This is a genomic window from Sporomusa acidovorans (assembly GCF_900101845.1).
Classification (GTDB): domain Bacteria; phylum Bacillota; class Negativicutes; order Sporomusales; family Sporomusaceae; genus Sporomusa; species Sporomusa acidovorans.
In genome coordinates this window covers 30451-54970 of record NZ_FNAM01000028.1, presented here as the reverse complement: position 1 = coordinate 54970, position 24520 = coordinate 30451, and the positions used below count along the sequence as shown (strand labels likewise).

The following is a 24520-nucleotide window of genomic DNA, read 5'->3' as shown; positions in this document are numbered from 1 at the left end:
TTTTCCATGGCTATAATTGAATTGAATGGTTGTACATATTCTTTTACAATCAAAAATTCTACCATTAAAAAGAAGTATTTTTATGATCGGATCAACTTTTTCAACGAAGGCCTCTTTTTCTGTTAAGTCTCTGAAAAGCAAGGTTGTATAATAGAAATATTTTCTCATGACCATAAAGGTAATTCTACTGTCTTTTCTATGCAAGTATTTCGTATAAAATAGATAAGTATCTAACAAATTCCGTTCCTTTGTAAAAACCTCAATGGCATTTAGTCAAACATAATCATTCAATCCTACTTATTTGGCTGAATATTTAAAATATTAATATAATAATTGACTGTTTCAACAGGGAAAAAGAACATTGTGTCGAAAGTCAATTAATAAAGTTAGCACTCTACCATTATTTGCTGAAACTCTTCTGTGTAATTCTCCAAGATGGAACAAATAAAAGCGAACGAAAAAAAGATTTACATAATTTAAAGCGAATCAACCAATGGATATTTGCTTTTTGGAAACGTCATAATGGAATGATGATAGAAAAAAGCGATGAAAATATCGAAGTTATTGACCAGTATATAAATATAATAGAAGAAATTCAGTCTATGTATATTGATATTTTGCCCATAGTCTGTGATAGCAAAACAACGATAGAAATGATTACCAATCTCACCAAGGAATATAATGGCCGAATTACTTTTAATGAAGAGTGTCAAGATATCAAAAAATTTGCTGGATATCACGATTTTTTAACAATGACCTTAAAAATACTTATTCGATTAATTATGCCCGGAAGTCAGTCGTTAGTCTCTTGCAATATTATTGATAATACAGATAAAAAGGAACTTCCTTTTGTCGAATTTAACTTGAATCAACATTCGCAACCGTTGTCTGTCATAGAACAAGGTGTACTGAAGGTAGGGTGTTCCTTGCTAAATGAAATCGGTAAAATTTATAACATTAAGATTGCAGTAGAAATAGCCCAGAATGAATTTGCTTTAGCAAAAGTAGTTTGGCAATTAAGCTAGTGCTAACCTGCACTCATATGATTTTTGGGTAAGTGGATAACAAGATAATAATGATAGTGTGTAAAAAGTACTCTTCAGAAGGCAGATTGAATATCATCAACCTGCCTTTTTTAATTGATATGCAGTATTTCAATACAACCGAAAACTCTGGAAATCATTTCTTAGCTTATTATGGTCAAATATACTCCGACTGACAGCGTCCTAATTTTTATAGACAGTAACATTTTTCCTTGTTCCCCATACTATATAGCAGAGGGTTAAAAATAAGGTGTTAGCTGGCGCTAACCGTTTTTTTCGCACTGGATGTTAGCTGCTGCTAACCTTTCTTTATCCACTCATGTTAGTCGAAACTAACCTATCCGGTATAGTAGCAAACAACAAGGAGGTTATTTTGTATGCATACCCCTGATAAATTATCTTCTTTGGCAGACCTTATGGCAGGCACCGCCGGTAGAATATTATCGGTAGAACTTGATGGTTTACTTAGAAGACGAGTGCTGGACTTAGGCATGGTTCCGGGAACGCAGGTTGAGTGCATCCGCAAAAGTCCGGTTGGTGACCCCATTGCGTTTCGTGTGCGGAATACGACCATTGCCTTGCGCAGCGATGACGCCAGCTTGATTAAAATATACCCTATGGAATAGCGGAGGCGAATGACATTGATGGAGATTACTTCCCATGTTGTGGTTTGTGTTTAATCTTATGGACGAGGCCAGAAAGAAGCAGATCGCCATTGATGTTCCAGCCTTGGAAAAGGAACTCGGAGTTCCGTCGTGGCCACGGCTGCACGTAAAGGAGAAGGATTAGCTCAACTCCGGGAAACGCTCTAATTGCCCTTCTGCATATAAGGAATCAGGGAGTGTTAAGTGGACTTTCCTGTCTTTCCTCATTCCGTCCCTTAACGCTTTCGCTGTCTGTTTTGTCGTAGCGCAATTTGCCAGAGATCTCGGTCTGGCTTAAAAGCTAACAGGGGCTACCCGCCCCTGTTTATCTCTCTTTGTTTTTTCTTTTGCTTTTCTGTACGTAATCAACATATTGCTGGTAGGTTGCAGGATTCTCTTTCATGAAGACCGTTAAAAGTTGTATCGAAACAATAGTTGATTTCGATAAGTAATGCTCCATTGCTTCAGCTTCCGCAGCGACATCGCAATCGGCACAGATTGTCCTGAGAAATTCCTGCAAAAGCGTATTTCTTTCTACAAGGTAGCCCCCAGTCTGTCTCCCCTTTTCGGTCAGTCCAATCAGGCCATACTTCTGATAAGTAATATAGCCACCGGCGCGAAGTTTTCCCACAGCTTTTGTTACCGAAGGCAATTTGACATTTAATTTTTGACTGATATCCGTAACTCGTACTATATCGTGACTAACTGAAAACCTGAAGATTTCTTCTAAGTAATCTTCAAGACTAGGTGACAGCATAGGTTCACCACCAATCGCTAATACCGCTCATAAATATCATTCTCATTTGTTTTCAAGCTCTATTATATTTTATGCGATAAGTCGCGTTTTTGTGTCTATGCCCCGTCCCCATTCCTGAATTATTGGTATTATGGTGCAACAAAGAAGATATCGTCAATAAAAGCGGGGGCCAATATTACTGCCATTCCGCAATATGTCACTGGGGTTATGTACCCCTCCGTAAATACGCGACAAAGATAAAAGTACTGCTATTACGGTTAATACTATACTGCCTATCGACTGTTTAACTAATATAATTCCTGCTCTCGAGAAACTACCCGCCGCATAATCACTGGGAAAAAGATGCGTCAGCCGTTACCGAAACCAGCCGATTCACGGAATGATCCATATAGGAACAGTACCATATAAACCGTCATGTGCCAGACCGGCCCAACAGTATGTATTACATACTTTGCTGGCAGCTTATATCCTTTTGTTATCTTAGCTTGCCCAACTTTGCACCCACCCAGAGTACGGCACTCCGCAAGCAATTCCGGTCCCGCGGATCGATGTATTGCTCCGTCAACTCCTCCGCCACCAAGCAAGGATGTATTTGCCGCATTAACAATAGCATCCGTATGAACTTTGGTTATATCACTACGTATTATTTCCAGTGGCATTGCTCCACCCCCTTTTTTTACTATGAGGCATCACCTTGCGTGGACGCTACACTTGAATCCAAACCGATGAACCAATTCTCCGGATACTTACATTTTTTTTGATCGAATGGCAAAATCCTGCCCGCAGGCTAGAAAAACTTTATCACTTTAAGTTTTGTTTTACATCAAACGTACTAATCTAATAGGAAACAAAAAAAACGCCCTACTTGCCTCCTCTTGCCCGGGGTAGCAGGGGATCGATGTTCCATTGTAGTATATATAAACATCTGGAATGTAAATTAGATTAATGAAATTAGGAAATGCAGAAAGGTTCTCTATGAATATCCAAGTGAAACTGATCTATTTTGCCGTCGATTTATTAGTGCCGCTGATTGTCGGCTACCTGTTCCGCAATAAACCCTGGCCGGATGGAAATTTTTTTGATAATATGGCCAACTGCAATATGCTGCTGCTGTACCCGTTTTTATCCATACTGAGCTTTTGGGTATTGCCATTCCGCTGGGAATTAGCCTGGCTGCCGGCCTTTGGAGTAATCCTGTGCTTCATCCCCGGCTTGATTGCCTACCTGATTTCCCGCAACAAATATAACAACCCGCTTGATAACGGCAGCTATATCATAGCGGCCATATTGTCCAATATTGGTACCTTGGGCGGGCTGTGTACCTTTATTTTATACGGCGAAACCGGCTTTGCCTATACTCAGTTGGTGGCCGTGCTCCAGGCGGCAGTCATTTTCCTGGTCTGCTATCCGCTGGCCGATTACTATCGCCGGAGCGGCCAGGGTGCCGATATGGGCAGAGTGCCTCTGGCAAAATTGTTTTTCAGCCGCAACCAGTTGCCGGTCCTGGGGCTGGTGATCGGGTTTCTGCTCTATTACTTTCATGTGCCGCGGCCGGCGATACTGGGAGAGATTTTCGATCCGCTTGTGCACATTGCCGCCTGGACGGCATTGATACCGGTAGGTTATTCCCTGGATTTTTCGGCCATTCAAAAATATTATGTCAGCACGCTGGATCTGGTTCCGGTGAAGTTTGTCTTTACGCCGCTGATTGCCTATGTTATTGCCCAACAGGTCTTTAGCGACCAAAAGATCATTCATGCCGTTGTGATACTGGCGAGTATGCCGACCGCTATCAGCGCGGTGATCATTGCCAAACTCCACGGGCTTAATGTGCATATCACCAATGCTTCCTTTATTCTGACTACCGCCTTGTTTCTGCTGGTGATCTACCCGCTGCTCTTCTTTCTCCTGCAGTAACGCCACATAAGAAACCTGGCAAAGGCTGTACTTTTATTTGACATTATTTTCACATTTTCTCTTGACAAATAGTTGTATTGTTGATAATTTTAATTAGTATTGTGACATAAGTACCTCATATAATCTTGGGAATATGGCCTGAGAGTCTCTACCTAGTAACCGTAAATTACTGGACTATGAGTGAACTAAAATCATTAATGCAAGTTTAGTTTTGATTAATCTGAATTTGCATTAATGATTAATAATGCCCATATGACCCCGGCATTATGCTGCGAAAAAACCCGGCAGTAGTTTCACTCATGGCTAGAGTGTTACTTCTGTCAGGGTCTATTTTTTTTAGGAGGAAGAAAACATATGTCGTTTGAAGATCTCTTAGCAGCCTTAGGAGTCATTGTTAACGGATTGCCTCAGGGCCTACTTGCCCTTACCTTTGGCTTTGCCTCTGTTCCCACAGCAGCCGGGTTTATTGCCGGTGCTATCGGCTGCGGTGTGCTGGGAATCGTCGCCCCTATTTCCTTTCAGGCGGAAACTATAACTCTAGTAGGAACCATGGGGCGCAATATTCAGGAGCGCCTGTCCATGGTCTTCTGGGAAGGCAGTATTTTATTAGTTATTGGTTTATTAGGCATTTTTACTAAAATTGTGGATTTTATCGGTCCGGTAATTACCAATGCCATGATGGCCGGCGTTGGCATTATTTTGGCAAAGGTTGCCGTTGATATGACCCGGCGCAATCCGGTCATTGGCGGAATTTCTATTGTTAGCGCCCTGCTAACCTACTACATAACGCCAAACCCAGCCAACAAACTCGTATTTACAATCGTAATATCGGTACTTATAGCAACCATTGCCTGTATGCTGTTAAAGCGCCAAAATGAACTATGTTATGACGAATCTCGGGAAAAATTTATTTTTCAAAAACCAATTATCAATACCAATGTCGTTCGTGGCACATTGGGTATTGTCACGCTTAACATCGGGGCAAACATCGCCTTTGGTAATATTACGGCACAGACAATCGCCAAAACAGATGTCAATTTGGATCATCTGACCATTATTAGCAGTATCGCCGATATGGCCTCCTCACTATTTGGCGGCGGTCCTGTCCAGGCTATCATCTCCGCCACAGGTGCAGCACCGCATCCTATGCTTGCCGGAATCCTCATGATGGGACTTATGGCTGTTATCCTGCTATCCAAACTTCTGCCAAAAATCGGCAAATATGTTCCCAATGAATCAATAGCCGGGTTCTTGCTTGTTTTGGGCGCAATTGTTACCGTGCCGATAAATGCCAGTCTTGCCTTACAAAGCGGTACCGGCACGCCGGATACCATTGTCGGCGGTGTAACACTGGCTGTAACTGCAATAACCGACCCCTTTTTAGGAATGATATCCGGATTAATCATTAAATTAATGCTTTCATTGTTCGCTTAGGAGGTAGCATACCATGTCTGAAACATATACCCTGAAACTCTGCGGTCTGGAACGAACACTTCCCATAATTCAGGTATCGCCGCAATTGAGTATAGCCAGTTTTGTCGTATTAGGCGATACAGAATTGATTTGCCGGGTTGCACCCGAATTAGTTAAGCGATTGCCGGAGATTGACGTTATTGTTACAGCGGAAGCTAAAGGAATCCCGCTGGCCTTCGAAATCTCGCGGCTACTGACGATGAATTTTATAATCGCCAGAAAAAGCGTAAAACCGTATATGCAAAATCCCCTGGTTGTTTCGGTATATTCCATTACAACCCAAAAAGAGCAAATCCTTTGTCTGGACAATAAAGATGTTCTTGCCATCAAAGGAAAACGGGTTGCTATTATTGATGATGTTATCAGCACAGGCCAATCAATTAATGCCGTTGAACAACTCATACGCCAGGCCGGCGGCATCGTGTCCGCACGCGCTGCCATATTAGCAGAGGGAGATGCGGCCGACCGCAATGACATTATCTACCTGGAAAAGCTGCCATTGTTTGTAAAAAATTAAAATGTTAGAAAAGGAGTTGCCCCAATAATGTTGGGCAACTCCTTTTCTACATTTTAGGCCGTTAGTAATAATCTTTTCGGGGTAATTTACCATTATTTAGAAATAGTTGTACTGAATTAAAATCAATATTAGATCTAATAATAGTATGGTAAACGGAGGTAATATATATGACAGTTGCTTCTAAACTCAAACAAACTTTAGCTACCCTCAAAGGCAATCAGAGTACATTAAGATTATATTCACTCCAGACGCGGGATGAAGAAACCAAGTTAGTTTACCGTGAAACCCTGGAAACTGCAGGAATAATTATCAATGATCTGGAGGGAAGACTGCAGACTTTAGAACTTCAAGAACCACAATATAAGGGGAACTAGACAGGAGAATCAAAAAAATGCAGGCATGGCTACAAACATTAATTAGCTCAGTATCATTATTCTTTGTGCTTCTCCTCTTAACCAGATTAATGGGAAAAAGAAATATCGCCCGCACGACGCCGTTTAGGTTTGTAAGCTACGTTACCGCAGCAGTAATTGCTGCCATAATGTCATTAAATCTAATTCCAAATCCTGCCTTCGGCCTTATTGCCCTTGGGGTTTGGGTAATATTTCCTATAGGACTCGATTATATAGCCATTAAGAGCAAGTGGACTCACGAACTTATTAACGGCAAAGAAACCATATTAGTTAAGCATGGAAAAATTATGGAAGATAATCTTCTGCAGGCAAGACTGACGGGAGAAGAACTTCTGCGGGAGCTTCGCTATAAAAATACTTTTAATCTAGCTGATGTGGAATTTGCAGTAATGGAAGATACCGGCGACATAAATCTATTTTTGAAGTCTGATAAAAAGCCAGTATCCCCCCATGATTTGGGGATAAAAACGGCCCCACAGGCCGAACCGCAGACAGTCATCCTGGATGGTAACATTTTAGATGAACCCTTGTCATCTTTGGGGGTTAACAGGGAATGGCTAAATATCCAGTTAGAAACTACAGGCGTATCACCAGATAATGTGTTTATCGGACAAGTCGATTCGTCCGGTGATTTATACCTGGATTTGTTTGATGACTCTGTACAACTCCCCCAGCCAAAGGTTAAAGAATTGCTATATGCCAATTTTGAAAAAATTCAGTCTGATCTTATGACTTTTGCACTGGAAACCAAGAATGAAGCGGCTAAGAAAATGTATTCAAAACATGCTGAAACACTAGATCAGCTTATGAAAAAGCTTAAACCATATCTATTACGATAGAGGTGGATTATCTTGTCAAGTATTAAAAGAAAGAAGCTGACCCCTGTACAGCAGCAATATCAGGACTTTGCCCATGCCAGGGAACCACAGCGTCCCCTAGTAACAAACTGTTTACGGGCTTTTATTACAGGAGGCATCATCTGTACAATCGGTCAGGGAATACAGTTGTTTTTCATGACTTATTTTAACTTTGATGAAAAGACAGCCGGTGATCCAACTGCGGCGATTCTGATTTTGTTTTCAGTAATACTTACAAGCCTTGGATTATATGATCATATTGCTCAATGGGGTGGTGCGGGAAGTGCCGTTCCGGTTACAGGGTTTGCCAATACTATCGCATCCGCGTCCCTAGACCACAAAAGTGAGGGGTTTGTATTGGGTGTCGGCGGAAATATGTTTAAAATCGCCGGACCAGTAATTGTTTTCGGAGTCTTTTCCGCTTTTATAGTTGCTATTGTAAAGGTAATCATTACGTCATTAGGTGGAATGTAAATGCTGCACGGTCATCAAACATGGGTTTTTGAATCTAAACCGGTAATCATTGGTTCTGCGGCTATTGGCGGGCCGTTTGAGGCTCAGGGGAATTTGGCAGACGATTTCGACCTGCTTCACGGCGATATATGGTTAGGACAAGACAGTTACGAACAAGCTGAAAAAAAGCTGTTAGAACAAGCGTGTGAAACTGCGATAAAAAAGGCCGGATTAAAAAAAGAAGATGTTCAATTTTTCTTAAGCGGGGATTTGATGAACCAGATTATTCCCAGCAGCTTTGCGGCCCGCACCCTTGCCGTTCCCTTTTTTGGCATCTATGGAGCTTGTTCCAGTTCGATGGAAGGTCTTGCTTTAGCCGCACTGATGATCGATAGTAGGTTCGCGCAGAATGCACTCGTTGGTACATCCAGCCATAACGCAGCGTCTGAGAAGCAGTACAGGTATCCTACCGAGTATGGTGCCCAAAAACCGCCTACTGCCCAGTGGACGGTTACTGGAGCAGGCGCTGCTCTTGTTGCGCAGCAGGGAGAAGGCCCACATGTTGCAGCTGCTACCATTGGTCGAGTAATCGATATGGGGCTTTCCGACCCTTTTAACATGGGGGCCGCTATGGCTCCGGCTGCAGTTGACACGATTGAAGCCCACTTTCGGGATTTGAATATCTCCCCATCCTACTATGATCTCATTACGACCGGGGACTTAGGAAGGGTAGGACACCGAATTGCCGGAGATTTACTTACAAAACACGGACTTGACATCCCTGTAGAAAAACTGACGGACTGCGGTATTCTAATATATAAGGAAACTCAGCCCGTTCTCGCAGGAGGTAGTGGTTGTGCCTGTGTTGCTACAACTACGTTTGGGCATCTTCTAAATCGTATGCGCAAAGGAGAATTGAACCGGATTCTGGTTATTGCTACCGGCGCGTTACTCTCCCCCATGTCTTACCAGCAAAAAGAAACTATACCCTGTATTGCCTACGCAGTATCAATAGAAAAGTAATATAGGAGGCTTATCTTTTGGAGAAGTTTATTTTGGCTTTTGTCGTTGGCGGAGCCATATGTGTTATCGGGCAACTACTTATGGACGTTCTGAAACTAACTCCTGCCCACACAATGGTTGCATTGGTAGTATCCGGCGCTGTTTTAGGAGGAATGGGCCTATATGACGATTTAGTCAAATTTGCAGGTGCCGGAGCTTCAGTTCCTATAAGCAGTTTTGGCAATCAACTAGTAAAGGGCGCTCTTCAGGAGGCCCAGAAAACGGGTCTTGTTGGTGTATTAACAGGTATATTTAAAATAACCAGTGCAGGAATTTCCGCGGCAATTATCTTCGGATTTTTATCAGCTTTACTATTTAAACCCAAAGGATAAATGAAACGGCTGGCCGAAGGAGGTGAAAATTATGACAGTAGGTACCCAAATGACTCAAGCCATTGCAACTGTTCAAAATGCAGCAGCCACGATGAAGACATTTTCATTGGAGACTCAGGATCAGCAGGCAAAACAAACATTTGAGCAATTAGCATCAACCCTTGACAATGCTGTTGAAACATTAAAGCAACGGCAAAAATACGTTGAACAGCAGGAACCCCAGTATAAACAGCAATAGATCTTAGTGCACCTGTAATGGTAAACAAAGCTGAAAATATAATTTTCAGCTTTGTTTCATTAATTGTTACTCAATTGTTCCTCGTATGCTGTCATCTCATGTACTGTTCTGCTGTTTTGGGAAAACCGGTGCGTTGGTGATACCATAATACTTACACCGAGTGGCCCAAAGCCGGTAAGGTCATTTACAATCTGTATAGGATCACCGACGATGAAGTAGTTAATCGAGTCAATATCCCTGTATTTAGCTTGTCCGCGATAGTTGAAGGCGCCAGCTGTCGCAAATGTCCGAAGGTGGATGTTTTGCCGGCCAATTCCCTTCTCATAAAGCAAGGTGGACAAAATTTGCGCTGCACCGCCGCCTGAACTGTGTCCTGCTATTACAAATTCGGCATCAGGATACTTGTTCACCATGTCCTTCACGCTTAATAAATCGCCGTTAACCGGGTCTACGACTTTAGCATTCAAGCCGCACGCCACCTGTTCCATATACCCCTTATGCACCAATATAGGCGCTTTTGAAACACGGTTTGATAGCCAGGTGGTCATAACATTGCAAGTCATTACGGTAATACTCGGTACAGTGTATTGATCCCATATCAGGTTAAAATCCTCCAGCTCGCTATTACCAGTCATTTGTAGCTGTGTTAAACTGACAGGATTATTTTTACAATTTGTGAACAAATAATCAAAAATGTTATCACTGCCTCTAAAAGCCACAACAACAGTCAGTTTACTATTGAGGTTTACCTTACTGCCAGTCAGAATCTGAGTATCCTGCAGCCTGATGGCGTCAACACCGATATGGTTAAAGTACAGTTTCCAGCCACTACGCGCAAGCTTATTAAATGCCTTTGAGGAATCCCAGCCTGGCCGCTTTAGAATGTATGACCCGTCCGCATGGCGGGAGGCGAACTCAAATGCCTCTGGAACGCCATCCCATTCTCGCACATAAACGGCATGCGCAAATAATAAGGCTATATCCATGTAGCTGTCGTTCGGTCTCCTCTGAGGAGTCAATTGCTTATCCCCGTTAAAGTGCAAAAAAAACAAGAAACATAAACAACATATTGCCAAAAGTCCCCAAGCTGTTATTTTTCGGTTAGCGCTTTTATTGACCGTTGATTGCATGATTAGTCTACTTCCATTAGTAATATTTTGTTAAAACAAGATATCAGCGCCCCTCATACCCGATTAGTATTTCTAACCACAATAAGTATCATACAGCAAAATTCAGCCGGGTATAAATGCTAATACAACGAAAGCAATAAAAAGTAATTCAGGCAATCCCATAATCTTCTCCAAGTGGAATGTTTCAACTAAATGTAGTTGATTCTATTATCTACTCAAGGCTAATTCTTTACGGTCCGCCGCTTGTGGCGGTTGCTCAAGCCAGCCATGCTTAATCATAAGTTGCGCTCCGTCTTCTCCAAACGCTGCAATCTCGGTCATAAGACGAATATACTCACCGGCAACATCTACTCGTGTGCTTGCGCCTAGGGCCGCTCCATAATTCGCCATACTTATCGCGATTAGAGAAGTTATTTGTTGCATCATTAGTTTATCCGAGAAAGGAGCTATCGTTGAATCCATCGCTTCCGAATCCCATGTTGCCGGGGCCGACAGGTCATCGTTTTTCATAAAAGAGCTAAATACTTCAATATGCTTTCGTGCTATCTCTTGCCCTCTCACAAAATACTCCCGCACATCATGAGTGCGGGCAACCTGTGCGAATCCAATGAGTACCACTCGCCCCATAGCATTGGTCGAGATATTGGCGGTTAGGTGAATCAATTCCATTGCATGTAAAGGACGGTTTTTGCCGAATATAGTCCCCATAAATGTTGGAGACTCTACAAACTGAACCTGTTTAGGAATCGGGATGTAGGGCGCTCTAATATAAAGCCCCTTGGTTAACAAAGCCTGAGTTACTTGCTCGTTCAGTTCTTGGGAGGAGTCGATGCAATCCCCAAAATACTTACGCACATCAGAACGGACGGCTTGGCTTAATCCCAGAATATATGCCTTCATTCCCGCTCCAGACAGATGTTTTAAATAGCGAAGATAAAAAACATCGGAAAACAACGGTGGCGCTTTAACATCGACATCAGTCTCTGTGTAACCAACGGGAATGGCCATTTCCTCATTTTTGAATATTTTCGCGATAGCTTGCATATGCTTTTCCGATAAACTTAGGGCAAATTCAATGATGGGTCGAATATCCTTATCTTTTGCCTTCTCCAAGAAATATTGAAGCGTACATACTGCCATGCTGTCATTCATATAGCCCAACCATAAACATCCAACCTCGGTTGAAGTTAGCCTAAGATTTTTCTCGTCCATTAATGCCACTCCTCTTAAAAGATTACTTAGTATTACTACATTACTTTCAATTATTTACCCCTATGATTCACACCGCCCGCAACTCTTATACTTACTCTCTGCAAAAAATGGAAGCCAAATTTGGCTTCCCATTTTTATTATTATTGAATTTCCTATTTCTCTGTTTTTAATCCTAGCTTTTTGCCACCGAGTTTTATAACCGCGTTCACACCCGCACTTAGCTCAATCATTTGCATATAATTTGTTATGGAAATTACAAAAACATCTGCTGTTAAGAGTGGACAGCCTGGAGGTGCTTGCAAGAAAATACTTGGATATTTTCCGAATTTAGAAATTTACAGTACCGTTAATTTAGGATAATTCCACCAAAATTAAAAATAAACAATCAGCAAATTGGAGTTAGTTATCATCAACATCAACTAGAAAAAAAGCTAAACTTGTCCTTAAAGCAACAAATAAAAACCACTGGCTCATCCCGCCAGCGGTTAGTTTTTACCATTTTAAGGTTATTTTGTATAATTCATCCAAAGTATGGTATACTTTAAATTATGACTATACCTCCCGTAGCTTTGAGTGCAGCGGCTGCGGTAACCAGTGTGAAGTCATTGAAATCATGATGAATGATCAAACAATAGCACGCTGGGGAGATCAGTACGGCAAATGGACTAATAGTATAACCATTTGCCTAAAAGAAAATTATCGAAGGAATGATGGATCTTGTCAGTTCGAATAGGGTTACCCCAGGGACTACTGTATTATCAATATGGCTCAGCTTGGGAAAGATTCTTACATGAGCTTGGGGCAGACGTGGTCGTTACTGCTGAGACTACTAAAGTAACCTTAGATTACGGGAGTGCCTTAGATGATGTTTGCTTACCTGTAAAAGTTTATTTCGGCCATGTCTATGAAATTTATAAAAAAGTCGATTTCTTATTTTCACCACGGGTGGTTAGCGTAGCAACCCGGGAATATAGCTGCCCGAAAATTATCGGTATGCCCGATATGCTGCGCAGCAATATCCACAATCTTCCGCCAGTCATTGACGTCAGCATAAATCTTCGACAAAACCAGCGGAGCTTGTACCAGGCGATTATTAATGTAGGCCGTATATTAGGTAGAGGTGCTTTATTCAGTCTGTATGCCTGGTATCACGCCTGGATGTACCGGCAACAGCCAGCATGCACAGTGCAGGGTGAAATCGGTCGACAACGGGTTGGTCTGATCGGGCATCCTTATCTGATTTATGACCGTCAGATTAGCATGAACATCGTGAGTAAACTTCAAGAGCTTGATATTGCTGTGATAACTTCTGAAATGGTGACTAACTGGCAGGCTGCCACTGCTGCCAAAACATTAGGTAAAAAAATTTTTTGGTCTAACAGTCAGCATATGGCCGGAGCAGCACTAGCTATAATGAATTCGCATCAGCCGGTAGATGGGCTGATATTCATGACATCCTTTTCCTGCGGTCCTGATGCTTTAATCGGCGAGTTGATTAGACAGCGGGCACAAGCCCTACACATACCCTTTATGCTGTTAACGGTAGATGAACATACATCTGAAGCTGGATTTGTCACAAGGCTGGAAGCGTTTACTGACATGTTAAGCCGGAGGAAAAAAACATGATTGTGTCTTTTCCTCATATGGGAGAAATGAGTATCGTACTTAAGACACTATTTACCGGACTTGGCCAGGAAGTACTACTCCCTCCCCCTACTTCCAAGAGAACATTAGAGCTTGGTGTGAAGTATTCCCCGGAGACGGTATGTCTGCCTTTCAAAATTACACTGGGTAATTTTATTGAAGCTCTCGATCAGAGTGCTGACACCCTTGTAACTTGTGGCGGAGTTGGTCCTTGTCGTCTAGGGTACTACGCTGAAGTACAAAAAGGTATTTTACAGCAACTTGGCTATGCTTTCGATATGATTGTAATCGAACCAGACATTATTGACATTTTAAAAAATCTTCGTCGTGTCGCACCTAGACTTGGGTTACGAGAAATCTACTCTGCATTTCACTTGGCTATTGAAAAAATGAATGCCCTTGATAACCTTCAGCGAAAAATTCACACCATGCGCCCATATGAAGTTACTACCGGTGAGTCGGATGCTGTCTGGAAACTAGCCATCAATAAAATTGATGTGGCTGAAACAAGTCTGGCATTGAAAGCAACAATGAACGATATAGAACATAGACTAGACAGCGTAAAGCTTACGCTTGCTGCTAAACCAGTGCGTATCGGTATTGTTGGTGAAATTTATGTCATGCTTGAACCGTTTGCTAACCTGGATTTAGACAGACGTTTAGGACAGCTTGGCGTAGAGGTACATAAAACGATGTACCTAAGTGACTACGTTAACGGGCATTTATTTAGAAAAAGCGAGTATCTTACTCTTTTTCGGCGTCTTACCAGACTGGCACAACCATACTTAGGACATTATGTTGGCGGTCATGGTTTAAAGAGTATTGCCCATACGGTAAATATGGGGCAGGAAAACTATGATGGTATCATACACATATACCCTTTTGCCTGTATGCCTGAGGTTGTCGCCAAAAATATTATGCATCAAGTTAGCAGCGATACAGATATTCCTGTGCTGTCAATGGCTTTTGATGAACATTCTGGTGAAGCCGGAATTATGACTAGGTTAGAGGCGTTTATCGACTTACTAAAATATCGTCAGATGAGAAGTACCAACCAAAGCTAAGAATAGTGTCTTCAACCCTTGCTATGAATTTAAACGGTACCCCATCCCCCATAGTGTTTCGATTAGCTCGGGATTGCCAGGGTCCTTTTCCACCTTCTTACGAATCTTCTGAATGTGAACAGCCACGGTGGCCACCTCGCCAAAATTTTCATTCCCCCAGATGGTATTAAATAGATGCTCCTTGCTAAAGACGATGTTGGGATTAGAAGCCAAAAACAACAGCAACTCGTATTCCTTGGTGGTGAGCTGAATTTCCCTGTCATTGACACATACCTTGCGAGATGCCGTATTAATTTCCAACCCCTTGACCTGCAGAATATCCCAGGCCGGAGTGATACCTCTCAGGCGTTGGTAGCGGTTGAGATGCGCCTTGATTCTGGCCACCAGTTCCGCCGGGCTGAAGGGTTTGGTCAAATAATCATCAGCGCCTACATCCAGACCGCGAATTTTATGATAAAAACGATCATGTCCTCCCCCCGTCGGCTGGCAATGCTCGGAATGAAATTCATCAGCTTCACCGACTGCCGGTCTTCCCTCATAATCCATTTCCAGATTCACTTTGGGCTTGATTTTTCCGGTGACCAGATTTTTTTCAAATTCACTTTCCAAGCCAAACATCTTCACCTGGTCCTTTTCCACCTTAGCCGTAAGGCTTCCTGTCACCATTTCTTTGCTTTTCATGATCTTCAGCACATCATAGATTGCTTTTAGCTTGTTCATGTATAATAAACTCCCTCGTTGTTATGAGCTTATTATAAGAACCAAGTCTAAACTTGCTTTAAAGAATTTATAAAAATTTGATAAAATTAGCTAAAAAACCTATAAAAATACCAGTCCTCGGCTTCCCCTTTATTACATTAATTTTTATACTAATAAACTCAGCCCCGCGAGTGTCGACCCTCAACGAAGTGTTCGCCTTGTTTTGAACGTCTACGCGAACATAAAACACACAGCCTCATTACATATTCTATCTCGACTTTTGTAGATCGCAAGTCACAAAACTTTTTTCTACTAATGTAACACCCGATGAGTAGCATTCACATAAAAGGGTTACTCTACTAAAGATTACAAAAGAGGTGAAAGTCATGGATATTCTAGAAGCATTACGCCAATCCCGGATTGAAACCTGGAATATAAAATCTAGTCTCTGGGCACAAGGATTTCTCGGCTCTAATTGGTGGTTCATTGACAAAGAAAAAGATTAATACTTAACTTAAAACTTAACATCCACGTAGATGTAGAGAAAAGGGTTATAGGAAACAGGAGAACAGCCATGACAATGATTGACACAGCAGAACTGATGAAAGCTTACTTTCACAATAACCGTCAGCTTGTTTCCGTGATCCGCTAATATCGCATAAGGACTATTCCAATGACGATTAACAACGCGGCAACTATTTTATAAATTGTCAGCTTTTCACCCAAAATCAATATACCCAGCATAAGGGCCACAAGCGGAAAAGCTGAAACAATGGGAGACACACGACTTACTTCACCTAATCGCAATGCGTAATAGTAGGCTAATTGGCCTAACAGTGCGGCGCAAATCCCCTCTAAGCCAATAAATCCGATATTCTTCGCTGATACTCCCGCAACTAGCCCCCACTGCCCCCTGATAGTTACCACAACTACCAATATTATAGTAATAATTATACTGCGTATAGTAAGCGCCGCTAGAGGTTGGAGCTCACACAATCCTAATTTACCCCAGACCGGCGCTATACCCCAAAACACCATTGCTATACCTGCAAATATATATTCATTCATCTGAAAATACCTCCTAAATTTGCCCCACGAATTTATATTATTTCTATCGGTAAACCCGAGTCTCCGCGGCACTAAATATATCATCATTCGCTATTTGTTCAAAAAAACCTACTATAAGATTTGGGTCAAAATTAAACTCAACCTTTACCAAGATTGGAATCACCGTTACATAATCTACCACATATTATACATTGAGCCAATAGTAGGAGGTGTATAATATGGATAAAACCTGTTTCCGGCTCGAGGAGATGGCTCCTGATTTCTGTTCTCCCGCATATTACCGTGGAAAAGAAATAGAGGTATGCCTAAATGACTTTCGGGGTTGCTGGCTGCTTCTTTTCTTTTATTCCAGCGATTTTACCTTTGTTTGACCAACTGAGTTAGCGGCAGTTGCCGCTGCTTATCCTTGCATCCGTGAACTTGATGCAGATGCTATAGCAATCAGCACTGATAGCGTTTATTCTCATAAAGTATTTGCTGAAACCTCGCCTAGCGCTAAGAAAGTAATGTACCCGCTCCTTTCTGACCGTAACGGCAATATCTCACGTGCCTACGGCGTATTGGATAAAGACAAGGGCGTAGCTTACCGTGCATCCTTTATTATCGATCCTAACGGACGAATTCGTTATTATTCCCTATATCCTCGTGAAGTGGGCCGAAATGTATGGGAGATTATCCGCACACTTCAAGGCATTCAGTATGGTGAGGCAACTGGTGAAGGAGTACCGGCTGGTTGGAAACCGGGTGAACCGGGTATCAAAAGGGATTTTAGAAAAGTTGGTACCATCTAGTAGAGTCAAATCCACCTGCCGGCGGATTGTTCACGTCTATATAGATCATAAACCTAGTTTAATCTCAGAATTGAAAAAGCACGGCATTTAAAACCGTGTTTTTTTAACCCCCATAAAAGACAGCTTACTACAGCTCCCGATGAAGTTAATATTTGGAAATGTTACAATAATTCCCGGAATAAAAAAATAATCATTGACAATAAAATGTTAATACATTAACATATTTGTTAGCATATTAACATTATTTAATTGATAAGTAGGAAAGGACTGATAACTTGATCTGCAACAAATGCAACAATGAAATCCCAGAGGGTGAACAATGTATGCATCGGGGGCAAATACTTTGTGAAGACTGCTATCTTGAGTATTTAGAACCCCCTCGGACTTGTGACGTAGCAGCAGTACATGGTGCTAAAATGTCCCGAAAATTGGCCGGACAAGACGGAACTGACGGGTTAACTGAAACACAAAAAAACATTTACAACTACATTAAGGACGAGGGTCCTGTTACTGTTGAGCAAATCATGAGTAAGTTCAATTTATCTAAGATACAGTATGAAAGAAATTTTGCCGTATTAAGACATTGTGAACTTGCCCATGGATTTAGAAAAAACGGTAAGGTAATGATAAAAATTTGGGGGAAAGATACTCTAGGTTCAATGCACCTTACTGATTGTTAACTATTTATTATAGCTTACGAGGCAGAATAAATTATGCATCAACCGGACCCCGATATATTAACAACTTCCCAAGAGCAACTGTCAAGGCGGTGGCTGCCAATTTGTCATGCTTTTGCTATGGTACTGGTCAGAAGTAGCATAAAACCTTAGGTTGGATATACAATTGCAGACAATTGGCAAAAGACAGTGACATTCACAATGTGACCAAAGCATTTCCGATTCGCCTCTTCAAACAAAAACGTTACTGAGCTATCAGCTCCTAAATAAAAAGCAGGGACTAAATTGTCTCTGCTTTTATATTAAATCATATTAATTCTTTAATTGTTTAGTTCCAATCCCTTTTTAAGTTTACTTAGTAAGGAAATTAAGAGTTCCTTTTCGCTATTATTAAGTATCGAAACCAGCTTGAGGATATATTGGTTATGAACGGGAACGAAAAAATTCATGAGAGCAGTAGCCCTTTCTGTAAGATAAAGCTGAAAAACTCTTTTATCCTTTGGATCTGGCTCGCGAGTCACTAGATCTTCTTTTTCTAAGCGATCAATAAGCCTAGTAATATTAGCTCGGGAAACAAGCAACATTTTCCCTAATTCTGATTGTGATAGTCCTTGTCCACCAGTCATATATAATTGAATTAAAGCATTAAACTTTGCCTTAGATAAACCGTATTGAGAAAAATGCATCTCTAAAACATCGTCTAAAATATCCTGAACTGCTATCAGTTCGATCATCGCACGTACCGAAAGATAATTGCTCGAGGAATCGTTGTGCGTGATTTCTGTCAACCCCCTTAATAATAAACCATATATTATTGAGGCATTACCAACAAAACGCAGTGCGCTGTGACATGTCATATATTATTATATAATACACCTACTAATAGTAAAGCTGCAAAGTATTTCGAGTATCACGAGCATCAATTTATCGTCATTCTGTTATATGGAAAATAACTACATTATTTTTATTCTCCATCTACCTAAACTATTCCTGGTCAATTTTTTCTGTCAAATCCGCGAGTGCCCTTTATTGTTTTGTAGATCGCAAGTCCCAAACTTTTTTTCTACTAATGTAGCACCCGATGAGTAGCACTCACATAAAAGGGTTACTCTACTACTAATCCCACTATCATAGCCCATAAGTAAAAGGATTCGAATGGATAAATTATTTCTGGCACGATTGCAATTTGCCTCAACCCTTACATATCATTTCTGGTTTGTTTCGCTTACTCTGGGACTATCAATTTTTATTGCTTTAATGGAAACTATATATGTTTGTACAGGCCGGAAGAAATTTAAAACGATGGCAAAGTTTTGGGGTAAACTTTTCCTAATCAATTATACCGTGGGTATTCTTACCGGGCTTGTTCAGGAGTTTGAATTTGGCATGAACTGGGCAGAGTTCTCCCGCTTTGTTGGTTATGTTTTCAGCAGTTTCAGCTAACATCTCCGCTTTTTGGATATTAGCCGCCAATTCGTTCATGCAGCATCCCCTAGGGCATACGCTCACTAGTACGGCCAAGACGACTATATACCGCCTGTATCTTTATTATTTTGGAGTCTTAGGATCATGCTTTTTATTACCTTTTATCTTGTGACTTTGCTGGCGGTTATCTTATGGTATTGGCATAAAGATAAGCTTGAAGATAATTCTATATTACTTGACAGGAAAAATGGAACCTCGCCTGGCGCGCCGCGCACAAATCGCAGGGTTTACCCTATCCAGATATACACTCTGGTCCGTTGTGCTCCTATCTACTCTTACCTTCGCCACTACGAATCCAAATAACAAAACTATCGTTTTTTTTCTAGCCCTAACATCGATTTTAAGCTTGCAACTATGCAATATATCTTGTAAGAAGTAATTCTATCTATAGCCTAGCAGCAAGCAGTCTGTCTATTGTCGCACTGTCTGCATCAATTTTTGCAGGTTTATATCCTCGAATTATAATATCTAGCATTAATTAGGGACTAATAAGAACCGTAGGTATTCCTCGAAGTTTGAAGAGTCATACGACCATATTTCTTATTATGAGTGAATGCAAAAAATAGACCAGTCCACTAGGTACTGGCCTATTTTCTTCCTATCGACGTGGATAACATTGTCTTGGAAAACATTGGCGTGGAAAACAAAATCTAGGAAAGCATTGGCGCGGGAAGCAAAATCTAGGGAAGCATTGCCGTGGGAAGCAAAATCTAGGAAAACATTGACGCGGAAAACAGAATCGACGTGGATAGCAACCAAAGGGAAAACATTGACGAAAATCGTCTGATTCTTCTTCTTCCCATTCTTCAATCTCAGGATTATCCCATCCATCACTTGGCACTATACTTCATTCCTTCTTTTAAATTGCCAGCTTTAACAAAACTTCTGGCTATTACATAATATGAATATTGCAGTCCAAGTGACACTCCAAATTTTTAGTTAGTAATCTCCACCTTTATTTCTGAGATGAATGGTTTAGCTATTCTAGATCTTCTGGATCAGTTGTCTCTTCTTAGCCCGGGCGAGCCGGAAAAGATCAACCAGATCAGTTGTGGGACATGTCCCTTGCCCCACAACTGGCCTTTTAAAAATCGCTTCAAATTGGCCCTATAATCCATTCATTTATTATGATACGATGATAACAATCATGCTTGACACCGTATTCATATCTATATTTCAAGGAGATGTTCATTTTGTTAAAAATCACAGAAGCGTGGAAAAAAGCGCATCCCGGAGCGAGTGTTGGCATTATGATTGTAAATAATGTGCTTAATCCGGTACAAAGTGAAGAGTTAGATCGTCATAAGCAAACCTTAGTCAGTAATCTAGCAGCAAGATTCTCAAATCGGATAGAATTAAATGAGTATAGTCCAATCAAGATTTATAGTGATTATTATAAACGATATAAAAAAACTTATCACGTCAAGCAACAATTAGAATCAGTTGTTTTCAAAGGTAAGAGCATTCCGAGTGTCGCGGGTCTTATTGAAGCCATGTTTATGGCGGAACTAAAAAACTGCTTATTAACAGCGGGCCATGATTATAAAGCACTAAAACCTCCGTTAACTCTTGCTGCGGCAAAAGGTGATGAAAAGTATATTCTCATTAACGGTCGTGAACAGCAACTAAAGCCGGACGATATGTTTATTCATGACAATGAGGGGATTATTTCAAGCGTTATTCATGGACCGGATTTACGTACTCGAATTATGCCTGATACACAAAAAGCAATGTTTGTTGTGTATGTTCCTCCCGGTATTACCCAAAAGGAGATTTCAGATCATTTATCGGATATATACGATTATGTCAGAGTAGTCAGCGCAAATGCTGAAATTGAGCTAGAGCGGATTTTCAGTGATTAAAAGGAATTATCACATTAGCGATATAATATTATCGCTAGGTGGAAGAATTGTGTAAGTTAACGCCTAAAGCAGCTTAACCGACAAGGTTCCGGCTGCTTTAGGCGTTTTTCATGATGAAGGAAATCCGTGCAAGAGGATAAATCAACCCAATTCTATTTTTGCATCTTTTTTACAACAGGAAACAGGAGAATCGTCACCTTGTTTCAACTGTTTATCTTGAGCAGATTGCAGCAAAGTAACCGGAGCAGCCACTTGTTATACTCCTGAAAAATAATCATTCATTTTTCTTATGTATTCATCTTTTTGCATTAGGGGACAGTGCTGACGCAAAATTTTCTTAGCGTTAACTGCCTGATCGGCTAATAAATCGATCACTGTCATAGCCATTAATTTTGCGGGAAGAATACAAGCCGCATCATAATCAACCACTTTAAATTCGCGGGTGTGCAAGGCCCCTGTCACCCCGCCAATATAGGGATGTATAACCGGCATCAAGCAAGATACGTCTCCCATGTCGGTAGAAGCACCAAAGTGCCCGCTGTTTTTTATACTAGATTCAGACAAGAACTGGCGAGAATTTTTTACAAACATTTCATTAAAATCGCTAGAGCAAGCCAGCGGCAAATATCCCGGCAGGCTCTGAATTTTGCATTTAGCACCAATTGCTTGGCCACCAGCTATCAGCGCCCTATCCACTTTTACATGCGTAGCTTCGATAGATGCCATAGTTTTTGCTCTAACGTAAGTCTCTAACCGCACATCGGCAGGAACGCTGTTAACCAAGTCTCCCCCTTTAGTGATGATTGGATGCACCCGCACAATATCGCTGTCAGGAAAAGTCTCCCTTAAAGTATGAATTCCCATAAGTCCCAGCATAGCCGCATTCAGAGCATTAATTCCCTCTTCGGGAGCTTCGGCTGCATGAGCTTCCTTGCCAACATAGTGAATGGTCTTAGCAATAAAACCGTTACTGGATTCACCAATAAACACGGTAGGTTCCGGTGTGTTTTTAGCCGAATGAATCATCATAGCCATATCTACATCATCAAATACACCGCGATAAATCAATTCCTGCTTTCCGCCTAAATAATGGATTTTCCCCTCTTCTCTTAGTTTTAAGCGATAGGCTATTTCAACATATTCTTCCGCCGGGACAGCCATAAAACTAACATTGCCGTCCAAATGCTCACTAACATTGCCTAGCGTTAACCCCATAGCCGCACCAAGCATAGCTCCCAGTTGCAAGTGATGACCACAGGCGTGTGACGCGCCGGTTAAAGGATCAGCACAAGAACTATCCGGACAAATAACGGCATCCATTTCTCCTAAAATAGCAATATTGGGTCCCATACCTGTCTCTTTTAATTTAGCTTTTACACCGGTAACAGCTAAATTATCAGAGTAGGATAGCCCAATATCGCTAAACAGCTGTTTGACAAGCGCTGCCGTTTTTGCTTCCTTATAGCCAAGTTCAGGATGCTTTTCTATTTCACGTGTTAGCTTGATAATACTTTCTCGCTGTTCATCAATAGCCTGCAAAACTCTTTCCTTTAATAATTTACTATCCATATAAATGCTCCTTATTAAAAGTTTGACATTTTATAATTATACCAAAAAAACATTTTTTGTGGTATAATACTATCCATATTTTCAATACAAATACATTTGTATAGGAGGACTAGACATCTTGAACATTTTAAAAAACTGGCGCATACATGTAATTGCACTAATCATGGTAGCGGTCTGTGAGTGGATTGGTGCGAAGAAAGTTCCGCTCGGCCCTGGCATTCTTTTTTTCCTGCCCATGCTATATGCCATGGTGATTGGTGGCATTATTAGTCTCCCCCGTTTAAGAGTATTAAAAGATAAGGATATGGATATTGCCTCCAGTGTCTTGAGCATTACTACCTTAATGCTGGTAACCAAATTAGGAACTGTCATCGGACCGCAAATTATAAAAATCCTTCAATCAGGACTTGCTTTATCTTTTCAGGAGCTTGGGCACTTTTTGGGAACGGTCGTTTTGGGTCTGCCAATTGCCATTGCCCTAGGCCTTGGCCGTGAATCGATTGGTGCTACCTTTTCGATTGACCGGGAACCTAACATTGCTATTATTAGTGAAAAATATGGTTTGACTTCGCCAGAAGGCCGTGGTGTTATGTCAATCTACATATGCGGTACATTATTTGGCGCTGTTTGGCTTGGTCTATTGGCCGGCTATTTAGGAGCTTTACATATACTTCATCCTTATGCACTGGCAATGGGAGCCGGAGTCGGTTCCGGCAGTATGATGGCCGCGGCTTCGGGAGCTATTAAAGCTGTATTTCCTGACCAAGGCAACGAAATTTTAATGTTTGCCGGTGCTGCTAATCTTTTAACAACCGTTGTCGGAATTTATTTTTCTCTCTTTATTTCTTTGCCGTTAACAGAAAAACTATATGGCATTTTAAAACCAATACTTGGTCCAAAAGAAGCAAAGAAGGAGGCGTAAGCATGAATATTTCCAATATGTTCATTTCTCTGGCGATATTAGGAATTTTAACAACTGCGGGCAATGCCATCGGCTACCATGTTCCTGTCATAGATTCTTTAATTGGTTACAGTTTTATGCTGATCATTACTTTGGCAGGTGCATTAATCACCCGCCTGTCCCCTGTAAATTTGCCAATGGTTTTCTGGGTATCTATTGTGGCGCTTGTTGCAACCATGCCTATTTCGCCTGTAGCAAAACTAATCACTACCTATACAGCCAAAATTGATTTTCTCGCAATTTGTACTCCTGTCCTAGCTTATGCGGGGCTGGCTGTCGGCAAGGACATTGACGCATTTAAGAAAATGTCCTGGAAAATAATCGTTGTCGCCTTAGCAGTTTATACAGGTACCTTCCTCTTTTCTTCCATAATTGCTGAAATTATGCTGCGCTTCGAAGGTATCATATAAGTCACGGCTCTTTAAGGGTATCCAGGGGGACGGGTTGCTCCAATGCCCCCACAAGACGGTAATTGCATTTAAATCAGTAATCTTCTATAATAAAAACACCTAAAGCATTTTGCCGACAAAGTTCTGGCTGCTTTAGGCGTTTTTTTCATGATGGAGGCAATCCGTGTAAGAGGATAAATCCACCTAATTTTCATTTTTCATGCGTTAGCCATGTTTCTGTCATCATTATAGATGACAAGCAT

General features: G+C 41.3%; 27 protein-coding genes, 1 pseudogene and 1 riboswitch. Of the genes and pseudogenes, 19 read left to right on the top strand and 9 right to left on the bottom strand.

All coding sequences use genetic code 11. The features are described from left to right. The first annotated feature begins 404 nt into the window (after positions 1 to 404). Both BLR65_RS18040 and BLR65_RS18035 read left to right on the top strand, forming a co-directional pair. Positions 405 to 1025, top strand: coding sequence for a hypothetical protein (locus BLR65_RS18040; RefSeq protein WP_143122609.1), 621 nt, complete (start codon positions 405 to 407; stop codon positions 1023 to 1025). Between the two features lie 395 nt (positions 1026 to 1420). Continuing rightward, a complete protein-coding gene (locus BLR65_RS18035; RefSeq protein ID WP_093795572.1) occupies positions 1421 to 1669 on the top strand; it encodes a FeoA family protein in 249 nt (82 codons plus the stop codon). Between the two features lie 343 nt (positions 1670 to 2012). On the opposite strand, the gene BLR65_RS18030 is transcribed toward BLR65_RS18035, so the two are convergent. Together BLR65_RS18030 and BLR65_RS18025 are read right to left on the bottom strand one after the other, a co-directional pair. Further along, positions 2013 to 2444 carry a metal-dependent transcriptional regulator gene (locus BLR65_RS18030; RefSeq protein WP_093795571.1) on the bottom strand — a complete coding sequence of 144 codons (432 nt, stop codon included), beginning with the start codon at positions 2442 to 2444 and terminating at the stop codon, positions 2013 to 2015. A 347-nt stretch (positions 2445 to 2791) separates the two neighbouring features. Then, entirely contained in the window at positions 2792 to 3103 is a 312-nt protein-coding gene (locus BLR65_RS18025) for a macro domain-containing protein (protein ID WP_245692888.1), read from the bottom strand. Between the two features lie 316 nt (positions 3104 to 3419). Here BLR65_RS18025 and BLR65_RS18020 point away from each other — a divergent pair, with 316 nt between their 5' ends. The 9 genes from BLR65_RS18020 (at position 3420) to BLR65_RS17980 (ending at position 9706) form a co-directional block, all read left to right on the top strand. Next, positions 3420 to 4361, top strand: a complete 942-nt coding sequence (locus tag BLR65_RS18020; protein ID WP_093795570.1) for an AEC family transporter — start codon at positions 3420 to 3422, stop codon at positions 4359 to 4361. 95 nt (positions 4362 to 4456) lie between these two features. Then, a riboswitch (purine riboswitch) is annotated at positions 4457 to 4558 on the top strand. Positions 4559 to 4715: 157 nt separating this feature from the next. Then, on the top strand, positions 4716 to 5795 hold the full coding sequence (locus BLR65_RS18015) for a guanine permease (RefSeq protein WP_093795569.1): 1080 nt from the start codon (positions 4716 to 4718) through the stop codon (positions 5793 to 5795). A gap of 13 nt (positions 5796 to 5808) precedes the next feature. Further along, a complete protein-coding gene (locus BLR65_RS18010; RefSeq protein ID WP_093795568.1) occupies positions 5809 to 6351 on the top strand; it encodes a phosphoribosyltransferase family protein in 543 nt (180 codons plus the stop codon). A gap of 167 nt (positions 6352 to 6518) precedes the next feature. After that, entirely contained in the window at positions 6519 to 6725 is a 207-nt protein-coding gene (locus BLR65_RS18005) for a DUF1657 domain-containing protein (protein ID WP_093795567.1), read from the top strand. 89 nt (positions 6726 to 6814) lie between these two features. Continuing rightward, positions 6815 to 7603 (top strand): DUF421 domain-containing protein, encoded by a 789-nt coding sequence (locus BLR65_RS18000; protein WP_245692886.1) that lies wholly within the window; start codon positions 6815 to 6817, stop codon positions 7601 to 7603. A 12-nt stretch (positions 7604 to 7615) separates the two neighbouring features. Then, positions 7616 to 8095, top strand: a complete 480-nt coding sequence (spoVAC, locus tag BLR65_RS17995; RefSeq protein WP_093795565.1) for a stage V sporulation protein AC — start codon at positions 7616 to 7618, stop codon at positions 8093 to 8095. After that, the gene (gene spoVAD, locus BLR65_RS17990) at positions 8096 to 9097 is read left to right on the top strand and encodes a stage V sporulation protein AD (protein WP_093795564.1); all 1002 of its coding nucleotides are present in this window, start codon (positions 8096 to 8098) and stop codon (positions 9095 to 9097) included. It abuts the gene before it with no gap. 17 nt (positions 9098 to 9114) lie between these two features. Further along, a complete protein-coding gene (gene spoVAE, locus BLR65_RS17985; RefSeq protein WP_093795563.1) occupies positions 9115 to 9468 on the top strand; it encodes a stage V sporulation protein AE in 354 nt (117 codons plus the stop codon). Positions 9469 to 9499: 31 nt separating this feature from the next. Next, complete coding sequence (locus tag BLR65_RS17980) at positions 9500 to 9706, top strand: DUF1657 domain-containing protein (protein WP_093795562.1); 207 nt, start codon at positions 9500 to 9502, stop codon at positions 9704 to 9706. A 59-nt stretch (positions 9707 to 9765) separates the two neighbouring features. Here the strand turns inward: BLR65_RS17980 and BLR65_RS17975 are convergent, their stop codons facing one another. Beyond that, a complete protein-coding gene (locus BLR65_RS17975; protein WP_169716741.1) occupies positions 9766 to 10692 on the bottom strand; it encodes a lipase family protein in 927 nt (308 codons plus the stop codon). Between the two features lie 351 nt (positions 10693 to 11043). Next, positions 11044 to 12048, bottom strand: a complete 1005-nt coding sequence (locus tag BLR65_RS17970) for a DUF3231 family protein (RefSeq protein WP_093795560.1) — start codon at positions 12046 to 12048, stop codon at positions 11044 to 11046. A 717-nt stretch (positions 12049 to 12765) separates the two neighbouring features. Between BLR65_RS17970 and BLR65_RS17965 the strand changes: the two genes are divergently transcribed. Together BLR65_RS17965 and BLR65_RS17960 are read left to right on the top strand one after the other, a co-directional pair. Beyond that, positions 12766 to 13674, top strand: a complete 909-nt coding sequence (locus BLR65_RS17965) for an acyl-CoA dehydratase activase-related protein (protein ID WP_093795559.1) — start codon at positions 12766 to 12768, stop codon at positions 13672 to 13674. Next, entirely contained in the window at positions 13671 to 14756 is a 1086-nt protein-coding gene (locus BLR65_RS17960) for an acyl-CoA dehydratase activase-related protein (protein ID WP_093795558.1), read from the top strand. The genes BLR65_RS17965 and BLR65_RS17960 overlap by 4 nt, the downstream gene beginning before the upstream one ends. Positions 14757 to 14777: 21 nt before the next feature. Here the strand turns inward: BLR65_RS17960 and BLR65_RS30990 are convergent, their stop codons facing one another. Beyond that, positions 14778 to 15476 carry a response regulator transcription factor gene (locus BLR65_RS30990; RefSeq protein WP_245692884.1) on the bottom strand — a complete coding sequence of 233 codons (699 nt, stop codon included), beginning with the start codon at positions 15474 to 15476 and terminating at the stop codon, positions 14778 to 14780. Between the two features lie 627 nt (positions 15477 to 16103). Next, positions 16104 to 16523, bottom strand: a complete 420-nt coding sequence (locus BLR65_RS17950) for an EamA family transporter (protein ID WP_093795557.1) — start codon at positions 16521 to 16523, stop codon at positions 16104 to 16106. Between the two features lie 218 nt (positions 16524 to 16741). On the opposite strand from BLR65_RS17950, the gene BLR65_RS30985 reads away from it, so the two are divergent. After that, positions 16742 to 17314, top strand: coding sequence for a peroxiredoxin (locus BLR65_RS30985; RefSeq protein ID WP_093795556.1), 573 nt, complete (start codon positions 16742 to 16744; stop codon positions 17312 to 17314). A 323-nt stretch (positions 17315 to 17637) separates the two neighbouring features. Beyond that, entirely contained in the window at positions 17638 to 17994 is a 357-nt protein-coding gene (locus tag BLR65_RS17940) for a hypothetical protein (RefSeq protein WP_211285073.1), read from the top strand. 317 nt (positions 17995 to 18311) lie between these two features. Here the strand turns inward: BLR65_RS17940 and BLR65_RS17935 are convergent, their stop codons facing one another. Next, positions 18312 to 18725 (bottom strand): MarR family winged helix-turn-helix transcriptional regulator, encoded by a 414-nt coding sequence (locus BLR65_RS17935; RefSeq protein ID WP_218130645.1) that lies wholly within the window; start codon positions 18723 to 18725, stop codon positions 18312 to 18314. Between the two features lie 421 nt (positions 18726 to 19146). On the opposite strand from BLR65_RS17935, the pseudogene BLR65_RS17930 reads away from it, so the two are divergent. Next, positions 19147 to 19498, top strand: a pseudogene (locus BLR65_RS17930) (cytochrome ubiquinol oxidase subunit I); the annotation flags it as partial. Positions 19499 to 20019: 521 nt separating this feature from the next. Here BLR65_RS17930 and BLR65_RS17925 read toward each other — a convergent pair. Next, positions 20020 to 20310 carry a hypothetical protein gene (locus tag BLR65_RS17925; protein ID WP_176772764.1) on the bottom strand — a complete coding sequence of 97 codons (291 nt, stop codon included), beginning with the start codon at positions 20308 to 20310 and terminating at the stop codon, positions 20020 to 20022. 359 nt (positions 20311 to 20669) lie between these two features. Here BLR65_RS17925 and BLR65_RS17920 point away from each other — a divergent pair, with 359 nt between their 5' ends. Further along, positions 20670 to 21338 (top strand): phenylalanine--tRNA ligase beta subunit-related protein, encoded by a 669-nt coding sequence (locus BLR65_RS17920; protein ID WP_093795553.1) that lies wholly within the window; start codon positions 20670 to 20672, stop codon positions 21336 to 21338. A 255-nt stretch (positions 21339 to 21593) separates the two neighbouring features. Here BLR65_RS17920 and BLR65_RS17915 read toward each other — a convergent pair whose 3' ends face one another. Beyond that, a complete protein-coding gene (locus BLR65_RS17915; RefSeq protein ID WP_093795552.1) occupies positions 21594 to 22907 on the bottom strand; it encodes an amidohydrolase in 1314 nt (437 codons plus the stop codon). Between the two features lie 118 nt (positions 22908 to 23025). On the opposite strand from BLR65_RS17915, the gene BLR65_RS17910 reads away from it, so the two are divergent. Further along, complete coding sequence (locus tag BLR65_RS17910; protein ID WP_176772763.1) at positions 23026 to 23829, top strand: DUF3100 domain-containing protein; 804 nt, start codon at positions 23026 to 23028, stop codon at positions 23827 to 23829. A gap of 2 nt (positions 23830 to 23831) precedes the next feature. Beyond that, positions 23832 to 24278, top strand: a complete 447-nt coding sequence (locus BLR65_RS17905; RefSeq protein ID WP_093795551.1) for a hypothetical protein — start codon at positions 23832 to 23834, stop codon at positions 24276 to 24278. Positions 24279 to 24520: the final 242 nt, after the last annotated feature.